We start from the raw sequence: 24,990 nt of genomic DNA, 5'->3' as shown, positions 1-24,990 counted from the left end.
CCGCCGTTCGTCCCGTACTCCCCACTCTCCCGCCTCTCACCGCCCGCTCCCGTCCGGGGTTCCGGGAGTGCGCGCGTGCCGTGGAGATGTGAACTCCGACATGTCCGGACGGCGCGGCCGACGTGCGGCCGCCGTCGTGCGCGACAATGGGCGGATGACCGCGTTCACCCCTCTCGCCATCGGGCCGCACATCGTGCAGCCCCCGGTGGTGCTCGCCCCGATGGCCGGCATCACCAACGCCCCCTTCCGCACCCTCTGCCGCGAGTACTCCGGCGGCAAGGGCCTGTTCGTGAGCGAGATGATCACGACGAGGGCGCTGGTCGAGCGCAACGAGAAGACGATGCAGCTCATCCGCTTCGACGAGACCGAGAAGCCGCGCTCGATCCAGCTCTACGGGGTGGACCCGGTGACGGTCGGCAAGGCCGTGCGGATGATCGTGGACGAGGACCTGGCCGACCACATCGACCTGAACTTCGGCTGCCCCGTCCCCAAGGTGACGCGCAAGGGCGGCGGCTCGGCCCTGCCGTACAAGCGGCCGCTGCTGCGGGCGATCCTGCACGAGGCCGTGACCAACGCGGGCGACCTGCCGGTGACGATGAAGATGCGCAAGGGCATCGACGACGACCACATCACCTTCCTGGACGCGGGCCGGATCGCGGTCGAGGAGGGCGTCACGGCGATCGCCCTGCATGGGCGGACGGCGGCCCAGCACTACGGCGGTACGGCCGACTGGGACGCCATCGCGCGCCTCAAGGAGCACGTGCCGGAGATCCCGGTCCTCGGCAACGGCGACATCTGGTCGGCCGACGACGCCCTGCGGATGATGCGCGAGACCGGCTGCGACGGCGTGGTCGTCGGGCGCGGCTGCCTGGGCCGCCCGTGGCTCTTCGGGGACCTGGTGGCGGGCTTCGAGGGCACGGGCGCGTACGCGCGGCCGGAGCTGCGGGAGGTCGCGGACGCGATGGTGCGGCACGCGCGGCTGCTCGGGGAGTGGCTGGGGGACGAGGCACGCGGTGTCATCGACTTCCGCAAGCACGTGGCCTGGTACCTCAAGGGCTTCGCGGTCGGTTCCGAGATGCGCAAGAAGCTGGCGGTCACCTCCTCCCTGGACGAGCTGCGTGCTCAGTTGAGCGAACTCGACCTGGACCAGCCGTGGCCGGTCGGCGCGGACGGGCCCCGGGGGCGTACGTCCGGAAACAACCGGGTTGTCCTGCCGGACGGCTGGTTGAAGGACCCCTACGACTGCTCGGGCGTGAGCGAGGACGCGGAGCTGGACACGTCCGGCGGCTGAGATCATGCCTTTCTCGGGGAGTGATCCTCGCCACCCTTGAGGGGTGATGCGCTCACATGAGCACATGAGGGTCGGTTGCGGGACCTGAAGGGTGGCACTGGGTGCCACCCTTTTTGTGTTCACAAGTTGAACGCAAGTGCTCGTGCGTCTGCTCGCATGAGCGTTGATCTTCCGGTTTTCCCATGGGGAGCCTTCGGAGCCTGAAGTCGGGAGCTACCCATTGGTTACTTTCGAAGTGCTGGCGGACGAGTGGTTAAGACCATATGACCGCTAGGCGTACCTCCCTAGAAGCCTTCGATCTGGGTATGTTCCTCGCCGTCAGGGCAGCCAACCGAGTCGTCGAGGAGTCGTGGCCCGTGTCGGAAAACAATGATCAGAAGTTCGTGTACGACTTCACCGAGGGCAACAGGGACCTGAAGGACCTCCTCGGCGGCAAGGGCGCGAACCTGGCCGAGATGACCAACCTCGGTCTGCCGGTCCCCCCCGGCTTCACGATCACCACCGAAGCGTGCAAGGTCTACCTCGAGAGCGGCTCCGAGCCGGCCGAGCTCCGCGACGAGGTGAGCGCCCACCTCGACGCCCTGGAGCGGAAGATGGGCAAGAAGCTCGGCCAGGCCGACGACCCGCTGCTGGTCTCCGTCCGCTCCGGCGCCAAGTTCTCCATGCCGGGCATGATGGACACCGTCCTCAACATCGGCCTCTCGGACGAGTCCGTCGTCGGCCTCGCGCGCCAGGCCGACAACGAGCGCTTCGCGTGGGACTCGTACCGCCGGCTCATCCAGATGTTCGGCAAGACCGTCCTCGACGTGGACGGCGAACTCTTCGAGGACGCCCTCGACGAGGTCAAGGCCGCGAAGAAGGTCGTCAGCGACACCGAGCTCGACGCCGCCGACCTCCAGGAGGTCGTCCGGCGGTTCAAGGAGATCGTGAGGACCGGGACCGGCCGCGACTTCCCGCAGGACCCGCGCGAGCAGATGGACCTCGCCATCGAGGCCGTCTTCAACTCCTGGAACACGGACCGCGCCAAGCTGTACCGCCGCCAGGAGCGCATCCCGCACGACCTCGGCACCGCCGTCAACGTCTGCTCGATGGTCTTCGGCAACCTCGGCCCGGACTCCGGCACCGGCGTCGCCTTCACCCGGGACCCCGCCTCCGGCCACCAGGGCGTCTACGGCGACTACCTCCAGAACGCGCAGGGCGAGGACGTCGTCGCCGGCATCCGCAACACGGTGCCGCTGGCCGACCTGGAGTCGATCGACAAGACGTCGTACGACCGGCTCATGCACATCATGGAGACCCTGGAGACCCACTACAAGGATCTCTGCGACATCGAGTTCACCATCGAGCGCGGCCAGCTCTGGATGCTCCAGACCCGCGTCGGCAAGCGCACCGCCGGTGCCGCCTTCCGCATCGCGACCCAGCTCGTGGACCAGGGCCTGATCGACGAGGCCGAGGCGCTCCAGCGGGTCACCGGCGCCCAGCTCGCCCAGCTGATGTTCCCCAAGTTCGACGAGGGCGCGAAGGTCGAGCAGATCGGGCGCGGCATCGCCGCCTCCCCGGGCGCCGCCGTCGGCAAGGCCGTCTTCGACTCGTACACGGCCGTCAAGTGGTCCCGTTCCGGCGAGAAGGTCATCCTGATCCGCCGCGAGACCAACCCGGACGACCTGGACGGCATGATCGCCGCCGAGGGCATCCTCACCTCCCGCGGCGGCAAGACCTCGCACGCCGCCGTCGTCGCCCGCGGCATGGGCAAGACCTGCGTCTGCGGTGCCGAGGAGCTGGAGGTCGACACCAAGCGCCGCCGCATGACCACCTCCGGCGGCCAGGTGGTCGAGGAGGGCGACGTCGTCTCCATCGACGGCTCCACCGGCAAGGTCTACCTCGGTGAGGTGCCCGTCGTGCCGTCCCCGGTCGTCGAGTACTTCGAGGGCCGAATGCACGCCGGGGCCGACGACGCGGACGAGCTGGTCGCCGCCGTCCACCGGATCATGGCCTACGCCGACCGCGTCCGCCGCCTGCGGGTCCGCGCCAACGCCGACAACGCCGAGGACGCCTCGCGCGCCCGCCGCTTCGGCGCCCAGGGCATCGGCCTGTGCCGCACCGAGCACATGTTCCTCGGCGAGCGCCGCCAGTACGTCGAGCGCCTGATCCTCGCGGACACGGACGCCGAGCGCGAGGACGCCCTCAAGGCCCTCCTGCCGCTCCAGAAGCAGGACTTCGTGGAGCTCTTCGAGGCCATGGACGGGCTGCCCGTCACGGTCCGGCTGCTCGACCCGCCGCTGCACGAGTTCCTGCCCGACATCACCGAGCTGTCGGTCCGCGTCGCCCTCGCCGAGTCCCGCAAGGAGCCGCACGAGAACGACCTGCGCCTGCTCCAGGCCGTGCACCGGCTGCACGAGCAGAACCCGATGCTGGGTCTGCGCGGCGTCCGCCTCGGCCTGGTCATCCCCGGCCTGTTCACCATGCAGGTCCGCGCCATCGCGGAGGCCGCGGCCCAGCGGATCGACGCCAAGGGCGACCCGCGCGCCGAGATCATGATCCCGCTCGTCGGCACCGTCCAGGAGCTGGAGATCGTCCGCGAGGAGGCCGAGCAGGTCATCGAGGAGGTCCGCGCGCAGACCGGCGTCGACCTGAGGCTCGCGCTCGGCACCATGATCGAGCTGCCGCGCGCCGCCGTCACCGCCGGCCAGATCGCCGAGGCCGCCGAGTTCTTCTCCTTCGGCACCAACGACCTGACGCAGACGGTGTGGGGCTTCTCCCGCGACGACGTGGAGGCGAGCTTCTTCACGGCGTACCTGGAGAAGGGCATCTTCGGCGTCAGCCCCTTCGAGACCATCGACAAGGACGGCGTGGGCGCCCTGGTGCGCAGCGCCGTCGAGGCCGGCCGCGCCACCCGCCCCGACATCAAGCTCGGCGTCTGCGGCGAGCACGGCGGCGACCCGGAGTCGGTGCACTTCTTCCACGAGGTGGGTCTCGACTACGTCTCCTGCTCGCCCTTCCGGATTCCGGTGGCGCGCCTGGAGGCGGGCCGCGCGGCGGCCGGGTCGAAGGGCAGCGACAGCCGCTGAGCCGGGCCTTCCGCGGCGGGATCCTCGTCGCGGAAGCCCCGCCACCGGGCCCCGGGGCCGCCGTCGGCCCGCTTTCCCACCCTCACCGGCGGGCGGCGCGGCCCCGGAACCGCGGGACGGGACGGACACCTTTGTGCGGAGGTGTCCGTCCCGTCGTTCTCCTCCCGGACGCCGGCCGTTCATTTCACCCGGCCGTGGGCCGGACGCGGGCTCGCGTTCAATCGGAGCGGATTGAATTATCGGGAATTGAACTTTTCTGTTTCCGTGCCGCAAAGAGCGGGGCGGGCGCGGCCTCCGGATCCCCACCCGGAGGCCGCTCCCTTTACCGGTGCCGGGCGGGTGAGCCGTCACCCTCGCCGACCGCCGCCGGACGCGCGAAGCCCCCCACGGTCTTCATCGCGTCACCTCGGTCCTGAAGGTTTCCCGCCCGACCCGTACAGCTTTTCGGTTCCACCCGGTTTGCCGCGATGCTTTTCAACTGTGGCTGAAACACCCTGGTAACGTGCAGTGATGCTGTGCATACTCGACAACGGGGTGGTTGCGAGTGCACAGGTGGGGACGTCATGCTGCGAATTCATTTCACCGGAAACGACTTGGCGGGGGTGCGAACGGCCGCCCGGCCGGACGTTCTGTGGGAAACGATTCTGAGCTTTCACCGGTTAAGGGACCGGCGGGGGCCCGTCGTCTACGGGGAATGGCGCTCCGAAGTCCGGACGCGGCTCGGCGGTGAGACCCGCCTCCTCGCCGCCCTCATTCCCAGCCGGGGCTATTTCCCCGACTTCCTGACGCCCGCGGAGGGCCTCCACGGCCTCGACGAGGGACTCCAGGCGATCCGCGCGACCGACCCTGGCCGGCTGCGCGGCGAACTCTCGCTGCTCGCCGCCGACCGCTCCGGCGGACGGACCGTGCCCCACTCGCTGCGCGCCCTCGCGGACGGGGGAGCGGAGCCCTTCGACCGGCTCGTGGGGGCGCTGCGCGGCTACCACCGGGCCGTCGTCGAACCGTACTGGCCGCACGTCCGGGCCCGCGTCGAAGCCGACCGGGCCCGCCGCGGCCGGGCCCTCCTGGACGGCGGCGCCGACGAACTCCTCGCCTCGCTGCCGCCGACGCTGCGCTGGCGCGCGCCCGTCCTCGAGGCCGACTACCCCGTGGACCGGGACGTCCACCTCGACGGGCGGGGACTGCTGCTCCAGCCCTCGTACTTCTGCCGGGGGACCCCCGTCGTCCTGCGCGACCCCGCGTTGCCGCCGGTCCTCGTCTACCCCGTCACCCACGGCGAGGCGCCGACCGTCCGCGCGCCGGGCGGCTCCTCGCTCGCCAAGCTCGTCGGCCAGACCCGGTCCGCCGTGCTGCACGCCATCGGGGACGGCGGGACGACCAGTGAACTCGCCCGCCGCGCCGGGGTGTCGATGGCCTCGGCCAGCCAGCACGCCGGCGTCCTGCGCGAGGCCGGGCTCATCGCGACCCTGCGCCACGGCAACGCGGTCCTGCACACCCTGACGCCGCTGGGCGCCGCCCTCCTCGGCGGCGCCCGGCAGAAGAAGGTGGACCTGCGCTGCTACGCGCGGAACGGGCCGGTCACCTCGTAGGTGATGCCGCCCGAGGAGCTGCCGCTCGTGCCCCGCTGGCTGGAGAAGTACAGCCGCCTGCCGTCGGGGGAGAAGGCCGGTCCGGTGATCTCCGATCCGGACTGGCCGTTGATCCGCAGGAACGGCGCGACGACGTCGTCCGGGGTGATGAGGCAGATCTCCATGTTCCCGCCGTCCTCGGCGACGTACAGGTCCCCGGAGGAGGTGCCGGTGACGTTGTCGACACCGGTGAGCGGGGCGCCGCCGGAGACCAGGGAGTCGTCGTAGGCCAGCTCGTACGTGCCGGCGGCGAGGTTGACCTGCCAGACCCGGTTGTCGCCCTTGGTGGTGAACCAGACGGTGTCGTTCGCGTAGTAGCAGCCCTCGCCGCCGTTGAAGCGCTTGGCACCGGAGACCTGGTTGCGGGTGGTGGTCGGGGAGCCGTCGGGGTCCGGCACGTTCTGCCAGGTGAAGGTGCCGGAGGTGGCGGTGGACGCCTTGAAGACCTGGAGGGTGCCGGAGGAGAGGTCGCCCCAGGTGGTGGGCAGGAAGCGGTAGAAGCAGCCGTCCGTCTCGTCCTCGGTCAGGTAGATCGCCCTGCGGACCGGGTCGGCCGCCGCCGCCTCGTGCTTGAAGCGGCCCATCGCGTCGCGGCGGTGGGCCGTGCCGCCCCACGGGTTCGACTCGTAGACGTAGCCCAGGGACACCTCCTCGCAGGACAGCCAGGTGTTCCACGGGGTGGCGCCGCCCGCGCAGTTCTGCCGGGTGCCGGAGAGGATGCGGTACGCGCCGGTGATCGTGCCCGCCGCGTCGAACCTGACGGCGCTCGCGCCGCCGCCCGGGTTGATCTCCGAGTTCGAGACGTAGATCCAGCCGGTGCCGTCGGCGAAGCAGGCACCGCCGTCGGGCGCGTTGTGCCAGGTGTACGAGGTGCCGGCGACCGTCTGCCCGGACCGGGCGATCACCCGGCTGGTGAATCCGGCCGGCAGCTGGATGCCGTTCGCGTTCGCCGGACCGAGGGCCCCGTAGGGGCCGGCGCCGGGCTGGGCGGGGGCGGCGAAGGCCGCGCCGTGCCAGAGGCTGCCGCCGAAGGCGGCGACCGAGGTGCCGAGGACCGCTCCACGCAGAAAACCGCGTCGCTCCACGTCTCACTCCCGAGAAGGATGGTGAACCGCCCCGCCGCACCGGTCGGCGGCGGGGTCGCGCGTTCCGGAACCTAGGGGTACGGAATTGACGGGGCGTCAACGAGCGGTGAAGGGGAGGCGGCGGACACGGGGAGGCTTTCGAGGGCGCGAGGGCGCGAGGACGGGAGGACGGGAGGACGGGAGGACGGGAACGGGTGCGCGTACGGGCGCGGGCATGGGTACGAGCACGGGTGCGGGCACGATCCCGGTGATCCCGGTGATCCCGGTGATCCCGGCGTCTCCTTCCCCGGGGCACCCCGGCGCCCTTCCCCCGGCTCCCGTCCCCCGGGGCCCCGGGAAGCCGGTCCGCCGGGACCTTCGGCACTGGAGAAGGGGACGGAGGGAGGGGACACTGGGGACATGCGTGCCACCCGGGACATCAGCGACCGCGCCGACCTCGACGTACTGCTGCGCCGCTTCTACACCGCGGCCTTCGCCGACCCGCTCATCGGGCCCTTCTTCACCGAGATCGCCGGTACGGACCTGGAGGCCCACCTGCCGAGGATCGGCGACTTCTGGGAGCGTGCCCTCTTCCGCACCGCCGACTACGGGCGGGACGCCTTCGCCCCGCACGCCGCGATCCACTCCGCGCGTCCCCTCACCGCCGCCCACTTCGGCCGGTGGGTGCAGCTCTGGCACGCCTCCGTCGACGGCCTGCACCGGGGACCGAGGGCCGACCGGGCCAAGGCGCAGGGGGAACGGGTCGCCCTCGCGCTGCTGCGGCGGCTCGCCGGACCCGACGCCTCCACCGGGGGCACGGGCGGCGGGTTCGTACCGCTGTCGGCGCTCCGGCTGAGGACCGCGGCCTGAGCGGATCCCGGGCCGGGGCGGGCGGAAGATTTCCTCCCGGAGAGCGATGAGTTCCGGGTCCGGCCCCCGTCCTACCTCCTGAGAACGCCGGAACGCACAGGGCGGACCGGACGACCCGAGGAGAGAGCGCCATGGCCCCGCAGATGATCTTCGTGAACCTTCCCGTGAAGGACCTCGGCGCCAGCAGGGCGTTCTTCGAGAAGCTCGGCTACTCCTTCAACCCGAAGTTCAGCGACGACACCGCCGCCTGCCTCGTGATCAGCGACACCATCTTCGCGATGCTGCTGACCGAGGAGAAGTTCAGGGACTTCACCGCCCCCGGCAAGGAGATCTCCGACGCGACGAAGGCCACCGAGGTGCTGATCGCGCTGAGCGCCGAGAGCCGCGAGAAGGCCGACGAGCTGGCCGACGCGGCCCTCGCCGCGGGCGGCACCCCGGCGAAGGAGCCGATGGACATGGGCTTCATGTACGAGCGCTCCTTCACCGACCTGGACGGCCACCACTGGGAGGTCTTCTGGATGGACCCGGCCGCCGCCCAGGGCTGAGCCGGGCCGGAGCCGCGCCGGATCACGACGCCGCCGCCGGGCACCCGGCCCGGACGGCGGCGCCGGCCACAGGCGGGCGCGCTCCGGGCCCCCTACGGGAGGGGCCGGACCGGGCCCCCTACGGGAGGGGCCGGACCGTTCGCACCGGGTACACCGCCACCGCGACCTCCTCGTCGTCCAGGCAGCGGCCCGTCTCCAGGTCGAACCGCTGCTTCAGGAGCGGCGAGGCCACGAACGGCCGCCCGTCCGCCGAGCCGAGCAGCCCCCGGGAGAGCACCTGCGCCCCCGTGAACGGGTCGCGGTTGTCGATCGCGTACGTCCGGCCCGACCGGTCCCGGAAGAGCGCCGCCTGCCGGCCGTCCGGCAGCAGTGCCGCCACGCCGCGGCCCGGGGTCAGCCGGGACTCCTCGCAGACGGCCATCCAGGAGGCGGGGGACGGGGAGAGTTCGAGCGTCGTCATCGGGAGAAGGCCCCTTCCGGAGTGAGAAGCGTGAGGTCGGGCTTGATCTGGTCGCGCTCCGGGACGAACCGGACCGAGGGGTCCGGCGCCTCCGGGGCGTTCACGAAGGAGACGAAGCGCCGCAGCCGCTCCGGGTCGCCGAGGGTCTGCGCCCACTCGTCCCGGTAGCCCGCGACGTGCGCCGCCATCAGCGCCTCCAGCTCGTCGCAGAGCCCGAGCGAGTCGTGCACCACCACGTCCCTGAGGTGGCCGAGCCCGCCCTCCAGGCGCTCCAGCCAGGCCGACGTCCGCTCCAGGCGGTCCGCCGTCCGGATGTAGAACATCAGGAACCGGTCGATCAGCCGCACCAGTTCGGCGTCCGACAGGTCCTGGGCGAGGAGGTCCGCGTGGCGCGGGGTCGCGCCGCCGTTCCCGCCGACGTACAGGTTCCAGCCGTTGGCCGTGGCGATGACCCCGAAGTCCTTCGACTGGGCCTCGGCGCACTCGCGCGCGCAGCCCGACACCGCCGACTTCAGCTTGTGCGGGGCGCGCAGGCCCCGGTAGCGCAGTTCGAGCCGGATCGCCATCCGCACCGAGTCCTGGACGCCGTAGCGGCACCAGGTCTGCCCGACGCAGGACTTCACCGTGCGCAGCGACTTGCCGTACGCGTGCCCCGACTCGAAGCCCGCGTCCACCAGACGGGACCAGATCGCCGGGAGCTGGTCCACCCGGGCGCCGAAGAGGTCGATCCGCTGACCGCCCGTGATCTTCGTGTAGAGCCCGAAGTCCCGGGCCACCTCACCGATCACGATCAGCTTGTCGGGGGTGATCTCGCCGCCGGGGACGCGCGGCACCACCGAGTAGGAGCCGTTGCGCTGGAGGTTGGCGAGGAAGTGGTCGTTGGTGTCCTGCAGGGCGGCCTGTTCGCCGTCCAGGATGTAGCCGTCCAGGCCGATCGCCGGCGCGAGCGAGGCCAGGATCGAGCCGACGGCCGGCTTGCAGACCTCGCACCCCTCGCCGCCCCGTGCCTCCGGCCGCCCGTGCGAGTCGAGCAGCGCGGCGAACGAGGTCACGCGCAGGGCGCGGGCGATCTCGTACAGCTCGCTCCTGCTGTGCGGGAAGCAGCCGCAGAGCCCCTGGTCGGCGGCGGCCGGCAGCAGCTTCTCGATCGTCTTCACACAGCCGCCGCAGCCCGTGCCGGCCCTGGTGCACCTCTTCACCTCGGCGAGGGACGCGCACTGGCCGATCGCGTGCTTCGTGACGTTGTGGCACGAGCAGATCACCGCGTCGTCCGGGAGCGCCGAGGGCCCGAGCGCCACCGGCGCGCCCGCGCCCGCCGGGAGGACCAACTGCTCGGGCGAGACCGGCGGAACGCTGCCGGTGAGCGGCTTCAGCAGCCCGTACGCGTCGGCGTCGCCGACCAGGACGCCGCCGAGCAGCACCCCCTCGCCGTCCACCACCAGCTTCTTGTAGACGCCCGAGCGGGAGTCGGAGTACACGACGTCCAGGCAGCCCTCGGCGGTGCCGTGCGCGTCGCCGAACGAGGCCACGTCCACGCCGAGCAGCTTCAGCCTGGTCGACGTGTCGGCGCCCCTGAAGCCCCGGTGCTCCTCCTCCGCGAGGACCGCCGCCACCGTCTGCGCCATCTCGTACCCCGGCGCCACCAGGCCGTAGACCCGCCCGTCGGCGGCGAGCGCGCACTCCCCGATCGCGAAGACCGCCGGGTCCGAGGTCCGGCACCGCTCGTCCACGGCGATGCCGCCGCGCTCGCCCACGGCGAGTCCGCAGTCCCGGGCGAGCTGGTCCCGGGGCCGCACCCCGGCGGAGAAGACCACCAGGTCCACGGCCAGCTCGGAGTCGTCCGAGAGGCGCATCCCGGTCACGGCGCCGTCCGCCGTCACGACCTCCCGCGTGCCCTTCCCCGTGTGGACGGTCAGCCCCATCCGCTCGATCGTGCGCAGCAGGGCCGCGCCGCCGCCCTCGTCCACCTGCACCGGCATCAGGCGCGGCGCGAACTCCACCACGTGGGTGTCGAGCCCGAGCCCCTTGAGCGCGCCCGCCGCCTCCAGGCCGAGCAGCCCGCCGCCGACCACCGCGCCGGCCGTCGCCGTCCCCGCGTACTCCTCGATCGCCAGCAGGTCCTCGATCGTGCGGTAGACGAAGCAGCCCCGGGCGTCCCTGCCGGGCACCGGCGGGACGAAGGGGTACGAGCCGGTGGCGAGGACCAGGGTGTCGTACGCGAAGACCCGCCCGGAGCGGGCGGTGACCGTCCGGGCCTCCCGGTCCACCGACTCGGCGGCCTCGCCCACGTACAGCTCGATGCCGTGCTCCTCCAGGAAGCCCTCCCCGACCATCGACAGGTCGTCGAGGCTCCTGCCGGAGAAGTACGAGGTGAGCTGCACGCGGTCGTAGGCGGGGCGCGGCTCCTCGCAGAGGACCACGATCCGGGCCCGCCCGGTGACGCCACGGTCGGCGAGCGCCTCCAGGAACCGCTGGCCGACCATTCCGTGGCCGACCAGGACGATCGTCGGGGTGCGCGCGGCCGTGCGGGCACTCGTGTCGGTGTCAGCGCTCATGTCGGGAGCCTCCGTCGTGGGTGAGCAGATGGAGCAGGGGGGCCTCGGGGAGGGCCTCGTCGCCCTCCCAGGCCCGGGCGAGCGCGCCGACCGCCGCGAGGTCGTTGAGGAGGACGCCGCCGACGAGGCGGTCCCCCCGGACGACGACCTTGCGGTAGGCGTTGCGGGTGGCGTCGGTGAGCTGGACGGTGTCGTCGCCCGGCCGGGCGGTCACCTCGCCGAACGCGGCCAGGTCGAGCGGCCGCGGGCCGGCGAGGGTCAGGCGGGTCAGGGCGCGGGTGCCGGTGTAGGCGGGCGGGGAAGGGGACGCGGAAGGAGACGCGGGGCCGGCGGACGGAGCGGGAATCCCGGCTCCCGGCGCCGCGGCTTCCGGGGCCTCCGTCCCCGGTGCCTCCGCCTCCGCCGCCCCGGCTCCCCGGGCCTCCCGCTCCAGCACCTCCGCCAGCGCGTCCGCCTGTTCGAGGGCCGGGCCCGCCAGGCCGTACACCCGCCCCCTGTGTTCCGCGCAGTCGCCCACCGCGTGGACGTACGGGTCCGAGGTGCGCAGCTCGTCGTCGACCACGATCCCGGTGGCGACGGCGAGACCCGCCTCCCGGGCCAGGGCCACCCGGGGACGGACCCCGCAGGCCAGGACCACCACCTGGGCGTCGAGGACGAAGCCGTCGGCGAGTTCGACGGCCGTCACCGCGCCGTCCCGCTGCCGCAGACCGCTCACCCGGCACTCGGTGTGTACCTCGGCCCCGAGGGACTCGACGTGCTCGCGCAGCAGGGCCGAGGCCGGGGCGTCGAGCTGTCGCTCCATCAGGCGCTCGCCCTGCTGGGCCAGGACCACGTCCGCGCCGAGCGCCGCGAGCGCCCGCGAGGCCGACACGCCGAGCAGTCCGCCGCCGACGACCACCGCCCGCACCCCGGGCCGTACCGCCGCGCGGAGTGCCAGACAGTCGTCGAGGGTGCGGAAGGAGTGGACGCCCCGGGGCAGCGCGCCCCCGGGCAGTCCGCGCAGCGGCGGCAGCACCGGATTGGAGCCCGTCGCCAGGACCAGCCGGTCGTAGCCCACGAGCGAACCGTCCGCGCACTCCACCGTCCGCGCCGCCCGGTCGATCCGCACCGCCCGCACCCCGAGCCGCGCCGGCTCCCGGATCCCGGGCAGCGTGATCACCTCGGGGCCGTACCGCCCGGCGAGGACGTCCGCGAGCAGCACCCTGTTGTACGGGGCGTGCGGTTCCTCGCCGACGAGGGTGACCGGCAGGCGCCGGGCGAGCCGGGCACCCGCCGGTCCGCCCCCGATCACCACGATGCGTGTCCTCATGACGGGAAGCGTGCGCGACCGGTGTTACCCGGCGGCATCCCGGCTGTTTCCCGCACGGAACGCCGGTCTCAGGTCCCGGGCCCGCGCGCTGTGAGGTCCCGGGCCCGCGCGCTGAGGGGCCATGGTTCCGTGGGGCCCGTGGCTCCGTGGGTCCGTGGGTCCCGTGCCTCCGTCGCCCGGCCGAAGCCCGCCCCGGCCCGCCCCCGCCCCTCCCCGGCCCGCCCCCGCTCCGGCCGTCCCGCCCCGGCAGGCCGGCCCCCTCCGGGCCGCCCGGCGTCCGCCGCCGTCCCGCCCGGCCGCCCCAGGATTAATCCGTGGTCAGCCTTGCCTCAAGCCCGCCTTAAGGATCGGGGCGGCGCGGCCGGAGCACGGTTTCCCGCGCACCGGCGGACCTAGGGTGCCGGATGTGACCACCGAGGCCAGCCACCCTCTCTACGTATCCCTCACCGTGCCGCAGGCCCCCGCCGCGCCCCACCGTCCGCCCGCGCCCCGCCGCCGTCGTCGCCCACCCGCGCCCCGCCGCCGTCCGGCCGAGCGCCGCCGTCCGGCCGAGCGCCGTCGTCCGGCCGAGCGGCACCCGGCCACGCCCGTGCCCGCGCTGCGACTCGCTCCCGAGCGCCTGCGCACCGGGATCGTCGCCGGTGCCGGCGCCGTGGCCCTCCTCTGGGGCCTCCAGGCCCGGCCCTCCGCGCGGCTCGACGCCTTCTTCGCCAGTGGCGCCCACCTCACCGGTCTCCTCGCCGGGTACGGCGTCCTCGTCCTCCTGCTGCTCATGGCCCGCGTCCCGGCCGTCGAGCACGGCGTCGGCGCCGACCGGCTCGCCCGCTGGCACGCCCTCGGCGGCCGGTACGTCCTCGTCCTGATCGCCGCCCACGCCGTCCTCGCCCTCTGCGGCTACGCGGTGCACACCCACACCGACCTGCTCACCGCGACCGGGGGCCTCCTCTCGTACGGGGCGATCGCCGCCGCGGCCGCCGGCACCGTCCTCCTCGCCGCCGTCGGCGTCACCTCCGCCCGGAGCGTGCGCCGCCGGCTCCGGCACGAGACCTGGCGGGCGGTCCACCTCGGCGCGCTGCTCGCCGCCGCGCTCGGCTTCGTCCACCAGCTCGCGGGCCCGGACATCGCCGGCGGCCTTCTCACCCGCTGGCTCTGGTCCATGGCCCACGGCACCGTCGCCGTCCTCCTCGTCTGGTACCGGGCCGTCGTTCCCGTCCGCGCCGCCCTCCGCCACGACCTGCGGGTGGCCGAGGTCCGCGACGAGGGCCCGGGGGTCGTCTCGGTCCTCGTCCGGGGTCGGGGGGTGGCCCGGCTGCGCGCCGAACCCGGCCAGTTCTTCCGCTGGCGGTTCCTGCGGCGCGGGCTCTGGGCGACGGCCCTGCCCTTCTCCCTCTCCGCGCCGGTCCGCGACGACACCCTGCGCATCACCGTCAAGGCCCTCGGCGACCACACCCGCCGCGTCCGGCGCCTCCGCCCCGGCACCCGGGTCCTGGCCTCGGGCCCCTTCGGGGCGCTCACCGCCCACCGCCGCACCCGCCGCAAGGTCCTGCTGGTCGCGGGCGGGGTCGGCATCACCCCGCTGCGGGCCCTCTTCGAGACGCTGCCCGGCGGGCCCGGCGACGTGACCCTCCTCTACCGCGCCTCGAACGCGTCCGCCGTCGTCCTGCGCGAGGAACTGGAGGCCATCGCCCGCGAACGGCAGGCCGCCCTGCACTTCCTCCTCGGCCCCTCGGACGGCTCCTTCGACCCGCTCGCCCCCCGCGCGCTGCGCGACCTCGTGCCCGGACTCGCCGCCCACGACGTGTACCTGTGCGGCCCGCCCGCGATGGCCCGGGCCGCGTTCGCCTCCCTGCGCCGGGCCGGAGTGCCCGCCTCCCGCATCCACAGCGAGGACTTCGACCATGCCTAGACACGGAGCGCCGTCCGCGCCGCCCCTCCCCGGCCCCCGGCGTCCGTACGCCCCCGGCTCCCGCCGGGCCCGGCACCGGCCCGCCCCCGACTTCCGGCGGACCCGGCGCCTGTTCGCCGCCGGGGTCCTCGGGGCCGGGGCGCTCGCCGCGACCCTGCTGGCCTCCTCCGTCACCCCGGCCGCCCCGCCCGCGCCCGACCGCGCGCCGGGCACGGCAAGCTCAGACGTAGCTCAACTCTCCCGGGACTGATGGACGGGACGACGAGCCCGTCCCTAGGCTCACGGGGTGCCCGACATATCGCTGACCACGCTCGTCCTGCTCTGTCTCGCCGCCCTCGTGGCGGGCTGGATCGACGCCGTGGTCGGCGGCGGCGGACTGCTCCTGTTGCCCGCGCTGCTGCTCGGGCTCCCGCACGCCCCTGCCGCCCAGGTCCTCGGCACCAACAAGGCCGTCGCCGTCGTCGGCACCACCGGGGCAGCCGTCACTTACGCCCGCAAGGCACCGGTGGACGTCCGGACGGCGGTGAGGATCGGGCTCGCGGCCCTCGCCGGCTCCATGGGCGGCGCCTTCTTCGCCGCCGGGATCGGCAGCGAGGTCCTGCGCCCGCTGATCATGGTGGTCCTGCTCGGGGTGGCGGCCTTCGTGATGCTGCGGCCCTCCTTCGGCGCGCGGGCCGAGGGGGAGGAGCGGGTGCCGCCGACCCGGGCCCGGATCGTGACCGCGATCGTGGTCGTCGGCGGCGGGATCGGCTTCTACGACGGCCTGTTCGGGCCCGGCACCGGCACCTTCCTGGTCCTCGCCCTGACCGCCGTGCTCCACCTGGACCTGGTGACCGCCTCCGCCACCGCCAAGATCGTCAACGTCTGCACCAACGTGGGCGCCCTCGCGATGTTCGCGTACCAGGGCACCGTGTACGGGCAGCTCGCCGCCGTCATGGCGGTCTTCAACCTGGTCGGCGGGACGGCCGGGGCCCGGATGGCGCTGAGCAGGGGCACCGGGTTCGTCCGCGGGGTGCTGCTGGTCGTCGTCCTCTCCCTGATCGCGAAGCTCGCCTTCGACCAGTGGGCGTGAGCCGCCGGGACCGGTCTACCGCACGCCGATGAGGTGCCCGAAGGCGACCACGTTCCCCTGGTAGCCGTTCTTCTTCGAGAAGCCGCCGCCACAGGTGATCACCCGGATCTCGGCACGGTCCGCCTCGTCGTACACCTTGGCGTCGGGGAAGGCGTCGTTCTCGTACACCTCGACCGCGTCGACCGTGAACACGGCGGTGCGCCCGTCCTCCCGGTCCACCTCGATCCGGTGGCCCTTCTTCAGGGCGCCGAGGGTGTAGAAGACGGCGGGTCCGTCCGCGTTGTCGACGTGGCCCGCGACGATCGCGGTGCCCTTCGCGCCGGGCGCGGGCCCGCCCCCGTACCAGCCGGCCAGATTGCGGTCCTTGGCGGGCGGCACGTCGAGCGAGCCGTCCGCCGCCAGGCCGAGCCGTGTCACGGGGGCGTCCACGTCGGTCTCGGGGATGCGCAGCCGTACGGGCACCGAGGGCGGCAGCGGATCGGCGGCGGCGTCGGTATGCACGCTCGGCCCGGCGGCGAACGCCTGGGCGGCGGACGGCACGGGCGGGGTGACGTTCTCCGACCCGTTCTGGACGAGCCAGAGCCCGGCGCAGGCGGCCGCCGCGATGCCCCAGCCCTTGAACCTGTTGCTCACCTGGATCCCCTCGGTCTCTCCGGTCCACGGCCCCGCCGGACCCGCGGCCCCGCCGGGAAGCGGTCCCGCCCCCGCCGGGCCCCTGTGCGGGCGCGCGGCGGGGCGGGAAGGCGGTGCCTCAGTGCCCCCGCGCGCCGCTCGCCCGGCGGCGCAGGAGCCAGACACCGCCGACGGCGGCCGCGGCCAGCACCGCCACGCCCGCCGTGACCTGGGCGGTGTCGGGGCCGACGCTGCCGCCGACACCGGTCTGGACGTGGCCGCTCGGCCGCCGGTGGGTGACGCTCAGGTCGCCCCGGGCCCTCTTCCCGTTGTCGCAGACGACGCCGATGCGGTACGTGCCGGGCCTGGCGTGTTCCGGCACGGTGAACTGCCCGACCACGACCTCCTTGTGCGTGCTCGGGCTCAGCCGGAACTCGCCCGCGCCGAGGCCGTCCGTGTTCCCCACGCCGTGTCCGTGCTTGCCGCAGGCGGCGGTGTTCACGGTGACCGTGGTGCCGGGCGCGGCGGCGGCCGGGTAGATCTCGAGGGGTTCGTGCCGTCCCCCGGACTCGTTCCACTCCTCGCCGGCGTGCGCCGCCGGGACGGCGAACGCCCCGATCGCGGCGATCGTCAGCGCGGTGGCGGTGAACAGACGGGCGGTGGTGCGCATGGGGTCCTCCGGAGCGCGCGTACGGTCATGCCGGGGCGGCCCTCCCGGGAGGGACTTCCCGGAGAAGGACCTGCTGTGACCGACATAAAGCCCGGCGCGCCCCCCCCGCCTCCTGAGAAGTCGTCAGAAAGGGGCCGTCCGATACGGCGTGTCGCCTGGATCTCGGACATTTCCGCAGGTCGGATCCGTTTTCGCCGCGCCGGGACACGGATCGTGCCGATCGGGTGACCGGGACCTCCGCCCGCCGCGCCCCTCAGGGGCGGACCTCCTCCGGCGGCACGCTCCCGTACGCCGCGTACACCCGCCCCATCAGCTCCTCGTCCACCGCGAACGTCACCCCGTCGATCGCCGTCACGGGCGCGATCGTCCGCGCGCTGGTCACGAACGCGGCCCGGTGGTCCCGGAGGCCGGCCAGGGTGACCGGCCGGCGGACCGACTCCAGGCGCGGTTCCAGGAGGGCCATGGTGACGCCGCGCAGACAGGGGGCCGACGGCCAGACCACCGAGGTCCCGTCCCAGAAGGCGATGTTGGCGACGGCGCCCTCGGCGATCTCGCCCGACGGGGAGGTCAGCAGGGCCTCGTCGTAGCCCGCGCGCCGGGCCGCCTCGCCGTGGTACCGCTGTCCGAAGCCGCCCAGGTGCTTGATGTGCGGCGCGGGCCGTCCGTACGCGACGCTCGCCAGGCGCTGCGGGGCGCCGGGCCCGTCCGGGGCCGGGGCGCGGACGGTCACGACCGTGCGGACGCCCTCGTACGCGTACACCCGGACCGAGGCGTCCCGCCGTCCGGCGGCCTCCAGGGCCCCGGCGACCAGCCTCCGGACCCGTCCGCCGTCCAGACCCCGGCCGAAGAGTTCGCGGGTCGAGCGGTCGAGCCGTTCGAGGTGCGGTCCGAGCCCCCTCACGGCCCCGTCCCGCACCTGCATCGCCGTGAAGTGGCCGTAGCCGCTCATCAGGGCGCCGAGGAGCCCCGGATCGGTCACCGGGACGCCGTCGGCCTCGACGTGGGCGCGGTCGCCGGCGGGGGACGGGGGAGGGAGCGTCATGCCCCCACGGTAGGGGGCTCCGTCGCGTCCGCGCCGTACGGCCCGGGGAACCGCTTGACCTCAACCAAACATGAGGTACCACGATCACCGTCATGGACCTCACGAACTCCTCGCAGCCCGTCGCCCCCTCCGCCCTTTCCGCCCCTCCCGCGCTTCCCGCCCCCCTCTCCCTCGCCCTCGTGGTCGCCAGCGACCGGGAGGGCCGCTTCGCCCCCGTCCTCGCCGACTGGTTCCTCTCCCGCCTCGCCGGGCGCGAGGACTTCGCCGTCACCGTCGTGGACCTCGCCGGGGTGAACCTCCCCACCTCCCTCTCGCACAGCCCCTCCCCGGCCGTCCGCGCCGAACTCGCCCGGGTCACCCCCGTCCTCGCCGCCGCCGACGCCTTCGTCGTCCTCACCCCCGAGTACAACCACTCCTTCCCGGCGTCCCTCAAGAACCTGATCGACCGCCACTACACCGAGTGGCGGGCCAAACCCGTCGGCTTCGTCTCCTACGGCGGGATCTCGGGCGGTCTGCGGGCCGTCGAGCAGCTCCGCCAGGTCTTCGCCGAGCTGCACGCCGTCACCGTCCGGGACACCGTCTCCTTCTCCCACGTCCACGGCCTGTTCGACGAGGACGGGCAGCACAAGGACCCCACGGAGGCCGAGGGTGCGGCCAAGGTCCTCCTCGACCAGCTCGCCTGGTGGGGACACGCGCTCAAGGACGCCAGGTCCGTCCGTCCGTACGCCGGGTGAGGGGGCGGAGCCGCGTCGTTCCGGCTCCTCCTTCCCCGCCTCCGCGTCGTTCCGGCTCCTCCTCGTCCCGCCGGGGGCGCCCGCGCCCGGCGCCGGGACGCGGTCCGCGGGCGCGCGAACGACGCGGCCCGGTTCAGTACGGTGAGGGCGTGACCACCCCCGAACCCCTCGCCCTCACCGTCCTGACCACCACCGACAGCCGCGAGAAGGCCGAGGCGCTCGCCCGTGGCGCCGTCGAGGCCCGGCTCGCCGCCTGCGCCCAGGTCTCCGGGCCCGTGACCTCCGTCTACCACTGGAAGCGGGCCGTCGAGACCGCCGAGGAGTGGCAGGTCGTCCTCAAGACCACCGGGGCCCGCTACGAGGCCCTGGAGGCCCATCTGCTCGCCGCCCACGACTACGAGACCCCCGAGGTCCTGGCGACCCCGGTCGTCCGCGCCTCCGCCGCCTACCTGGCCTGGCTGGAGGAGGAGGTCTCCGCCGGGTGACCCCGGCGCCCTCCGCGTACGGGACGCCCGGTCCGGGCGCGCGACCACGGCCGGACCCTGCCCGGGGCGGACGGCCGGTGCGGGCGGAGGGCCGGGGAACGGGTCAGGCGCGCTCCAGCCGCACCGCGCACACCTTGAACTCGGGCATCCGCGACACCGGGTCGAGCGCCGGGTTCACCAGGGTGTTGGCCCGTCCCTCACCCGCCCAGTGGAACGGCATGAAGACGGTGTCCGGCCGGATCGACGGGGTGATCCGGGCCGGGGCCACGGCCCGCCCGCGCCGCGAGACCACCGCGACCCGCTCGCCCTCGCCCACCCCCAGCCGCTCCGCGAGCCGGGGGTGCAGCTCCACGAAGGGGCCGGGCGCCGCCGCGTTCAGTTCGTCGACCCGCCGGGTCTGCGCCCCCGACTGGTACTGGGACACGACCCGCCCGGTGGTCAGGACGACCGGGTACGCGGCGTCCGTCTCCTCGGCCGCCGGCCGGTGCGTCACCGGTACGAACCGGGCCCGCCCGTCCGCCGTGGCGAACCGGTCGAGGAACAGCCGGGGCGTCCCCGGGTGTTCGGGGGAGGGGCAGGGCCAGAAGACCCCCTTCTCCTCCTCGACGCGGCGGTAGTCGATGCCCGCGTAGTCGGCGGGGCCGCCCGCCGAGGCCCGGCGCAGCTCCTCGAAGACCTCCTCGGGATCGGTCGGGAACCCCTTCCCGTCCCCGAGGAGTTCCGCCAGTCCGTGCAGCACCTCCAGGTCACTGCGCACCCCGGGGGGCGGGTCGAGGGCGCGGCGGCGCAGCAGGACGCGCCCCTCCAGGCTGGTCATGGTCCCGGTCTCCTCCGCCCACTGGGTCACGGGCAGCACCACGTCGGCGAGCGCGGCGGTCTCGGAGAGCACCACGTCCGCGACGGCGAGGAAGTCCAGCGACCGCAGCCGTTCCTCGACGTGCGCGGCGCGCGGCGCGGAGACCACCGGGTTGGAGCCCATCAGCAGCAGGGCCCTCACCTCCCCGCCGAGCGCGTCCAGGAGTTCGTACGCGCTCCTGCCCGGCCCCGGCAGCGACTCCGGATCGACCCCCCACACCCCGGCCACGTGCGCCCGCGCGGCCGGGTCGTCCAGCCGGCGGTAGCCGGGCAACTGGTCGGCCTTCTGGCCGTGTTCGCGGCCCCCCTGCCCGTTCCCCTGACCGGTGAGGCAGCCGTACCCGCTCAGCGGCCGGCCGGCCTTCCCGGTGGCCAGGCACAGGTTGATCCAGGCGCTCACGGTGTCGGTGCCCTTGGACTGCTGCTCGGGGCCGCGCGCGGTCAGGACCATGCCGGCGGGCGCGTCGCAGAACATCGCGACCGCCTCGCGCAGCAGCGGCACGGGCACACCGGTGATCCGCTCGACCTGCTCGGGCCAGTGGGACATGGCCCCGGCCCGCGCCGCCTCCCAGCCGGTGGTGCGCCCGGCGACGAACTCCTCGTCCACCCGCCCCCCGGCCACCACCAGGTGGAGCATGCCGAGGGCGAGCGCGAGGTCGGTACCGGGGCGCGGCGCCAGGTGCAGGTCGGCCTGCTCGGCGGTACGGGTGCGGCGCGGGTCCACGACGATCAGCCTCCCGCCGTTCTCCCGCAGTTCGGTGAGGTAACGCAGGGCGGGCGGCATGGTCTCGGCGAGGTTGGAGCCGACGAGGATCACGCACCCCGTCCTCGGGACGTCCTCCAGCGGGAAGGGGAGGCCCCGGTCGAGGCCGAAGGCCCGCTGGTGCGCGGCGGCCGCCGACGACATGCAGAAGCGCCCGTTGTAGTCGATCTGCGAGGTGCCGAGGACGACCCGGGCGAACTTGCCGAGGCTGTACGCCTTCTCGTTGGTGAGGCCGCCGCCGCCGAAGGCCCCCACGGCGTCGGGGCCGTGGCCGGCGCGGGCCCGGCGCAGCCCGTCGGCGACGGCGGCGAGCGCCTCCTCCCAGGACGCGGGCGTCAGCGCCCCCGTGCCGGGGTCCCGGACCAGGGGCTCGGTGAGCCGGACCCGGGAGGAGAGCACGGCGGGGGCGGTGCGGCCCTTGCCGCACAGGGCGCCCCGGTTGACGGGGAAGTCCGTCCGCTCGACCACCTCGACAAGCGGCTCCGGGAGGCCGGTGGGACGCAGCGACATCCCGCACTGGAGGGCGCAGTAGGGGCAGTGGGTGGGGACGGCGGTGGCGTCGGACATGCGGCCAGGGTGCGGCGGGAGTGTTACGGGGAGCGGCGCGGCGCGTTACGGGAGCGGTGCCGTGCCCTCCGCCGGGCGGGCGGCGGAGGGTGAGGGCGTCCGCCCGGTCCCGCTGCCCGTGGGCGGTGGGGGCGTCCGCCCGGCCCCACCGCTCGCGGGTGAGGGTGCCCGCCCGGCCTCATCGTCCGCGGGGCGACGCGAGGGCCTCCGTGACGCCCTTCTCCTCCGGGCCGAGGAAGCGCGGCGCGGGCCGCAGCCCCGCGTCGAGGGCGGCCTTGCCCGCCGCGAACAGCTCCCGGGTGGTGCCGTAGTACCAGGTGCGGTCGCGGGGCTCGGCGACCCCGACCCCGTACGCGTCGACGCCCGCCCGTCCGCACAGGGCGACGGCCCGCTCGATGTGGAAGTCCTGGGTGACGAGGACGGCCCGGTCGACGCCGAAGACCTCCTTGGCCCTGACGCAGGAGTCCCAGGTGTCGAAGCCCGCGTGGTCGCTGACGATCCGTTCGTCCGGCACCCCGCGCCCGGTGAGGTACGCGCGCATGGCGCCGGGCTCGTCGTACGCGGTCCGGCCGTTGTCGCCGGTGACGAGCAGGACCCGCACCTTGCCCGTGCGGTACAGCTCGGCGGCGGTGTCGAGGCGGTGCGCGAGGTACGGGGTCGGGCGCCCCCGCCACAGGCCGGCGCCGAAGACGAGGGCGACGTCCCGGGCGGGCACGTCCGCGGTGGTGCGGAGCCTCCCGGCGGCGGCCGCGTGCGTCCAGGTGACCGGCAGGAGGGCGAGGACGACCCCCGCCATCACGGCCTGGACGGCGCGGCGGCGGGCCCGGACGGTGCGGGGGAGCCACCGGGTGAACCGTGCCGGCATGCGGGAACCTCCGTGGATCGGCGTCGTGCTGTCACCCGGTCCGACGCGCTCCGGCCGGGTTCGGTTCGCCGGGCGTCCGGTCCGTTCCGTAGAGCACCCCGGTCAGGACCAGGCCGAGCAGCATGCCGAGGAGCTGGGCGGCGGCGAAGGCGGGCACCGAGGCGGGGGCGATGCCGGTGAAGGAGTCGGAGAGGGAACGGCCCAGGGTGGCCGCCGGGTTGGCGAAGGAACCGGAGGAGGTGAACCAGATCGCCGCGCCGACGTACCCCGCCACCGCGACCGGCGCGAGGGCCGTCCGGCCGGTGTGGCGCAGGCCCTGGACGACGAGGACGAGCCCGGCGGTGGCGACGGTCTCGCCGAGCAGCAGGTGGGGCGCCGAGTACGGCTCGGTGGCCCAGGAGCCGGGCGCGCGCCCGAACATCGCCTCCGCGAGCAGGGCGCCCGCGACGGCCCCGGCGAACTGGGCGCCGAGGTAGGCGAGGGCCTCGCGGCCACCCCGTTCGGGGCGCCGGGACCACCACTCGGAGAGGGTCACGACGGGGTTGAAGTGGGCCCCGGAGAGCGGGCCGACCAGGGCGATGAGCAGTCCCAGGCCGAGGGCGGAGGCGGCTGCGTTGGCGAGCAGCCGCACGCCGGCGTCCTGGCTGAGGGCGTCGGCCCGGATGCCGGAGCCGACGACGACGGCGACCAGGGCGGCGGTGCCGATGAACTCGGCGGCGGCGCGCCGGGGAAGCGACGCGGAGGACATTCTCATGTCGGAAAAGATATTCCGTCACGCGGAATGAAAAAAGGGAGGAAGAGAGACGGACGAGTCCGTACGATCCGTTCGTGATCACCGACGCCGCCGCCCGCGCGGACCTCCTCGACGCGACCGTCCGCAACAACGCCGAGTGGTGCCGGGCCATGTGCCGCGCCCACGGGCACCCCGGCACCTTCGGATCCCGCGCCTGGACCAGCGACCGGCGCACCCCGCTCTACTACCCGGACGCCGTGACCCTGACGGAGGACGCGGACGCGCGGGACGTCCTCGGCGCCATCGACCGCTCCGCCCCCGGTGCCTCCGTCAAGGACTCCTTCGCCCGCCTCGACCTGGCCGCCGAGGGCTTCCGGCTCCTCTTCGAGGCGCGCTGGATCCACCGGCCCGCCGGCCTCCCCGCCCCCGTCCCCGCCGCCGGTGACTGGCGGCCCGTCCGCACCCCGGAGCAGCTCGCCGCCTGGGCCCTGGCCTGGAGCGGCGGCGACGCCGGGGAGGCCGCGCTCTTCCACCCCCGCCTCCTCGACGACCCGGACACCACCGTCGTCGGCGGACACGCGCCCGACGGCCGTCTCGTCGGTGGCGCCGTGCTGAGCGCGAGCGCCCGCGTCACCGGCGTCTCCAACCTCTTCGCGGTGGACGGCACCGACCCCGCCCGCGTCTGGGCGGGCGTCCTCGCCGCCGCCCCCGCCGGCCTCCCCGTCGTCGGCTACGAGTCCGGCGACGCCCTCACCGACGCCCTCGCCGCCGGCTTCGAGGAGACCGGCCCGCTCCGGGTCTGGCTGGACGCCTGACAGCGCCCCGGGGCCGGACGTGAGGTCGCGGCAACCGGCTGTGACCCCGGCGCAACGGGCGCGCAACGCGCCTCCGTCAGGATCGGTCCGTGACGGACCCGCGCCGCGCGTCCGTCCGACCGCCGGGCGCCGGCGGGGCCGGGTGGGCGCGTCCGCGCGGACACCGGAGCGGCCGCCCGCTCGCCGGAGCAACCGGACGAGGTGCGTCCGTACGGCCGTCCACGAGGGAAGCCGGACGAGGAGGTCCCCCATGCCCGGTCCCACCGCCCGCCCACCGGCCGTCCGTCCACCGGCCGTCCGTCCACCGGCCGGCCGCCCGCCCCGTCCGGACGCGCCCGCCCCCGTCCTCGTCGCCGTCGGTCACGGCAGCCGCGACCCCCGTGCCCGCGCCACCCTGGCCCGGCTCCTCGACCGCGTCCGCGCCCTGCGCCCCGGACTCGACGTCCGCCTCGCCCACCTCGGCCTGAACGCCCCGCTCCTGGACGAGGCCCTCGCCGCCCTCGCCGCCGAGGGCCGGGAGGCGGTCCTCGTCCCCCTCCTCCTCGCCCCCGGCCACCACGTCACCCACGACCTGCCCGCCGCCGTCGCCGCCGTGCCCGGCCTCCGGGCCCGTGTCGCCGGTCCCCTCGGCGCCCACCCCCTCCTCGCCGAAGCCCTCGCCGGGCGGCTCGCCGAGGCCGGCCGGGGCGCCCCGACCGCCACCGGGGTCGTCCTCGCCGCCGCCGGCTCCCGCGACCCCCGGTCCGCCGCCGAGACCCGCCGCACCGCCGCCCTCCTCGGCGAACGCCTCGGCGGCGTGCCCGTCCTGCCCGCCTACGCCTCCGCCGCCGCGCCCACCGTCCCCGACGCCGTCGCCGCCCTCGCCGCCCGGGGCCACCACCGGATCGCGGTCGCCTCCTGCTTCACCGCCCCCGGCCTCTTCGCCGCCCGCGCCGCCGCCCACGCCCCCTGGACCGCCGCCGAACCGCTCGGCGACCACCCGGCCCTCGCCCGCCTGGTCCTCCACCGCCACGACCGCGCGTCGGGACCCCGGGCCGCCGCCCCCGTACGGGAACCCACCGCCGTCTGAGGGCTTCTGTCG

The 24,990-nt window shown here is 74.5% G+C and carries 22 protein-coding genes; 12 read left to right on the top strand and 10 right to left on the bottom strand.

Going from position 1 to position 24,990, the window contains the following annotated elements:
• Positions 1-154: 154 nt before the first annotated feature.
• The 3 genes from dusB to ACFYZY_RS17745 all read left to right on the top strand — a co-directional run bounded on the left by dusB (position 155) and on the right by ACFYZY_RS17745 (position 5,948).
• The gene (dusB, locus tag ACFYZY_RS17755) at positions 155-1,291 is read left to right on the top strand and encodes a tRNA dihydrouridine synthase DusB (protein WP_388694726.1); all 1,137 of its coding nucleotides are present in this window, start codon (positions 155-157) and stop codon (positions 1,289-1,291) included.
• 356 nt (positions 1,292-1,647) lie between these two features.
• On the top strand, positions 1,648-4,359 hold the full coding sequence (gene ppdK / locus ACFYZY_RS17750) for a pyruvate, phosphate dikinase (RefSeq protein ID WP_388694724.1): 2,712 nt from the start codon (positions 1,648-1,650) through the stop codon (positions 4,357-4,359).
• A gap of 563 nt (positions 4,360-4,922) precedes the next feature.
• The gene (locus ACFYZY_RS17745; protein ID WP_388694721.1) at positions 4,923-5,948 is read left to right on the top strand and encodes a helix-turn-helix domain-containing protein; all 1,026 of its coding nucleotides are present in this window, start codon (positions 4,923-4,925) and stop codon (positions 5,946-5,948) included.
• Here ACFYZY_RS17745 and ACFYZY_RS17740 read toward each other — a convergent pair.
• Positions 5,918-7,072 (bottom strand): alkaline phosphatase PhoX, encoded by a 1,155-nt coding sequence (locus ACFYZY_RS17740; RefSeq protein WP_388694718.1) that lies wholly within the window; start codon positions 7,070-7,072, stop codon positions 5,918-5,920. The genes ACFYZY_RS17745 and ACFYZY_RS17740 overlap by 31 nt on opposite strands.
• A 399-nt stretch (positions 7,073-7,471) precedes the next feature.
• On the opposite strand from ACFYZY_RS17740, the gene ACFYZY_RS17735 reads away from it, so the two are divergent.
• Both ACFYZY_RS17735 and ACFYZY_RS17730 read left to right on the top strand, forming a co-directional pair.
• On the top strand, positions 7,472-7,921 hold the full coding sequence (locus ACFYZY_RS17735; RefSeq protein WP_388694716.1) for a group III truncated hemoglobin: 450 nt from the start codon (positions 7,472-7,474) through the stop codon (positions 7,919-7,921).
• Between the two features lie 131 nt (positions 7,922-8,052).
• Positions 8,053-8,466 (top strand): VOC family protein, encoded by a 414-nt coding sequence (locus ACFYZY_RS17730; protein ID WP_388694714.1) that lies wholly within the window; start codon positions 8,053-8,055, stop codon positions 8,464-8,466.
• Positions 8,467-8,584: 118 nt separating this feature from the next.
• Here the strand turns inward: ACFYZY_RS17730 and nirD are convergent, their stop codons facing one another.
• Genes nirD through ACFYZY_RS17715 form a run of 3 tightly spaced genes read right to left on the bottom strand, consistent with a single transcriptional unit; the run spans position 8,585 to position 12,790 of the window.
• On the bottom strand, positions 8,585-8,926 hold the full coding sequence (nirD, locus tag ACFYZY_RS17725) for a nitrite reductase small subunit NirD (protein WP_388694713.1): 342 nt from the start codon (positions 8,924-8,926) through the stop codon (positions 8,585-8,587).
• On the bottom strand, positions 8,923-11,481 hold the full coding sequence (gene nirB, locus ACFYZY_RS17720) for a nitrite reductase large subunit NirB (RefSeq protein WP_388694710.1): 2,559 nt from the start codon (positions 11,479-11,481) through the stop codon (positions 8,923-8,925). The genes nirD and nirB overlap by 4 nt, the downstream gene beginning before the upstream one ends.
• The gene (locus tag ACFYZY_RS17715) at positions 11,471-12,790 is read right to left on the bottom strand and encodes an NAD(P)/FAD-dependent oxidoreductase (RefSeq protein WP_388694708.1); all 1,320 of its coding nucleotides are present in this window, start codon (positions 12,788-12,790) and stop codon (positions 11,471-11,473) included. Before ACFYZY_RS17715 ends, nirB begins: the two co-directional genes overlap by 11 nt.
• A gap of 589 nt (positions 12,791-13,379) precedes the next feature.
• Between ACFYZY_RS17715 and ACFYZY_RS17710 the strand changes: the two genes are divergently transcribed.
• From ACFYZY_RS17710 to ACFYZY_RS17700, 3 genes are read left to right on the top strand one after another with little or no spacing between them, the layout of a single operon-like run.
• A complete protein-coding gene (locus tag ACFYZY_RS17710) occupies positions 13,380-14,696 on the top strand; it encodes a ferric reductase-like transmembrane domain-containing protein (protein ID WP_388694792.1) in 1,317 nt (438 codons plus the stop codon).
• On the top strand, positions 14,689-14,946 hold the full coding sequence (locus tag ACFYZY_RS17705; protein ID WP_388694705.1) for a hypothetical protein: 258 nt from the start codon (positions 14,689-14,691) through the stop codon (positions 14,944-14,946). The genes ACFYZY_RS17710 and ACFYZY_RS17705 overlap by 8 nt, the downstream gene beginning before the upstream one ends.
• A 36-nt stretch (positions 14,947-14,982) precedes the next feature.
• Positions 14,983-15,768 carry a sulfite exporter TauE/SafE family protein gene (locus ACFYZY_RS17700; protein WP_388694703.1) on the top strand — a complete coding sequence of 262 codons (786 nt, stop codon included), beginning with the start codon at positions 14,983-14,985 and terminating at the stop codon, positions 15,766-15,768.
• Positions 15,769-15,783: 15 nt separating this feature from the next.
• On the opposite strand, the gene ACFYZY_RS17695 is transcribed toward ACFYZY_RS17700, so the two are convergent.
• From ACFYZY_RS17695 to ACFYZY_RS17685, 3 genes are all read right to left on the bottom strand, one after another.
• Positions 15,784-16,401 carry a class F sortase gene (locus ACFYZY_RS17695; RefSeq protein ID WP_388694700.1) on the bottom strand — a complete coding sequence of 206 codons (618 nt, stop codon included), beginning with the start codon at positions 16,399-16,401 and terminating at the stop codon, positions 15,784-15,786.
• 118 nt (positions 16,402-16,519) lie between these two features.
• Positions 16,520-17,050, bottom strand: coding sequence for a hypothetical protein (locus tag ACFYZY_RS17690; RefSeq protein ID WP_388694698.1), 531 nt, complete (start codon positions 17,048-17,050; stop codon positions 16,520-16,522).
• Positions 17,051-17,303: 253 nt separating this feature from the next.
• Positions 17,304-18,092, bottom strand: a complete 789-nt coding sequence (locus ACFYZY_RS17685; protein ID WP_388694695.1) for an aminotransferase class IV — start codon at positions 18,090-18,092, stop codon at positions 17,304-17,306.
• Positions 18,093-18,184: 92 nt separating this feature from the next.
• Here ACFYZY_RS17685 and ACFYZY_RS17680 point away from each other — a divergent pair, with 92 nt between their 5' ends.
• Together ACFYZY_RS17680 and cutA are read left to right on the top strand one after the other, a co-directional pair.
• A complete protein-coding gene (locus ACFYZY_RS17680; protein ID WP_388694693.1) occupies positions 18,185-18,826 on the top strand; it encodes an NADPH-dependent FMN reductase in 642 nt (213 codons plus the stop codon).
• 149 nt (positions 18,827-18,975) lie between these two features.
• A complete protein-coding gene (gene cutA / locus ACFYZY_RS17675) occupies positions 18,976-19,311 on the top strand; it encodes a divalent-cation tolerance protein CutA (RefSeq protein WP_388694691.1) in 336 nt (111 codons plus the stop codon).
• A 103-nt stretch (positions 19,312-19,414) separates the two neighbouring features.
• On the opposite strand, the gene ACFYZY_RS17670 is transcribed toward cutA, so the two are convergent.
• The 3 genes from ACFYZY_RS17670 to ACFYZY_RS17660 form a co-directional block, all read right to left on the bottom strand.
• The gene (locus tag ACFYZY_RS17670; protein ID WP_388694688.1) at positions 19,415-21,496 is read right to left on the bottom strand and encodes a molybdopterin oxidoreductase family protein; all 2,082 of its coding nucleotides are present in this window, start codon (positions 21,494-21,496) and stop codon (positions 19,415-19,417) included.
• A gap of 178 nt (positions 21,497-21,674) precedes the next feature.
• On the bottom strand, positions 21,675-22,361 hold the full coding sequence (locus tag ACFYZY_RS17665) for a vancomycin high temperature exclusion protein (RefSeq protein WP_388694685.1): 687 nt from the start codon (positions 22,359-22,361) through the stop codon (positions 21,675-21,677).
• 31 nt (positions 22,362-22,392) lie between these two features.
• Positions 22,393-23,115, bottom strand: a complete 723-nt coding sequence (locus ACFYZY_RS17660) for an aquaporin (RefSeq protein WP_388694683.1) — start codon at positions 23,113-23,115, stop codon at positions 22,393-22,395.
• A 149-nt stretch (positions 23,116-23,264) separates the two neighbouring features.
• On the opposite strand from ACFYZY_RS17660, the gene ACFYZY_RS17655 reads away from it, so the two are divergent.
• The gene (locus ACFYZY_RS17655; RefSeq protein WP_388694790.1) at positions 23,265-23,909 is read left to right on the top strand and encodes a hypothetical protein; all 645 of its coding nucleotides are present in this window, start codon (positions 23,265-23,267) and stop codon (positions 23,907-23,909) included.
• Between the two features lie 250 nt (positions 23,910-24,159).
• Positions 24,160-24,978: a sirohydrochlorin chelatase gene (locus tag ACFYZY_RS17650; RefSeq protein WP_388694682.1), complete on the top strand. Its 819-nt coding sequence runs from the start codon at positions 24,160-24,162 to the stop codon at positions 24,976-24,978.
• Positions 24,979-24,990 lie beyond the last annotated feature (12 nt).

The sequence above is a fragment of the Streptomyces sp. NPDC001744 genome (assembly GCF_042892575.1).
GTDB lineage: Bacteria > Actinomycetota > Actinomycetes > Streptomycetales > Streptomycetaceae > Streptomyces.
This window is presented reverse-complemented; position numbering and strand designations above follow the sequence as displayed.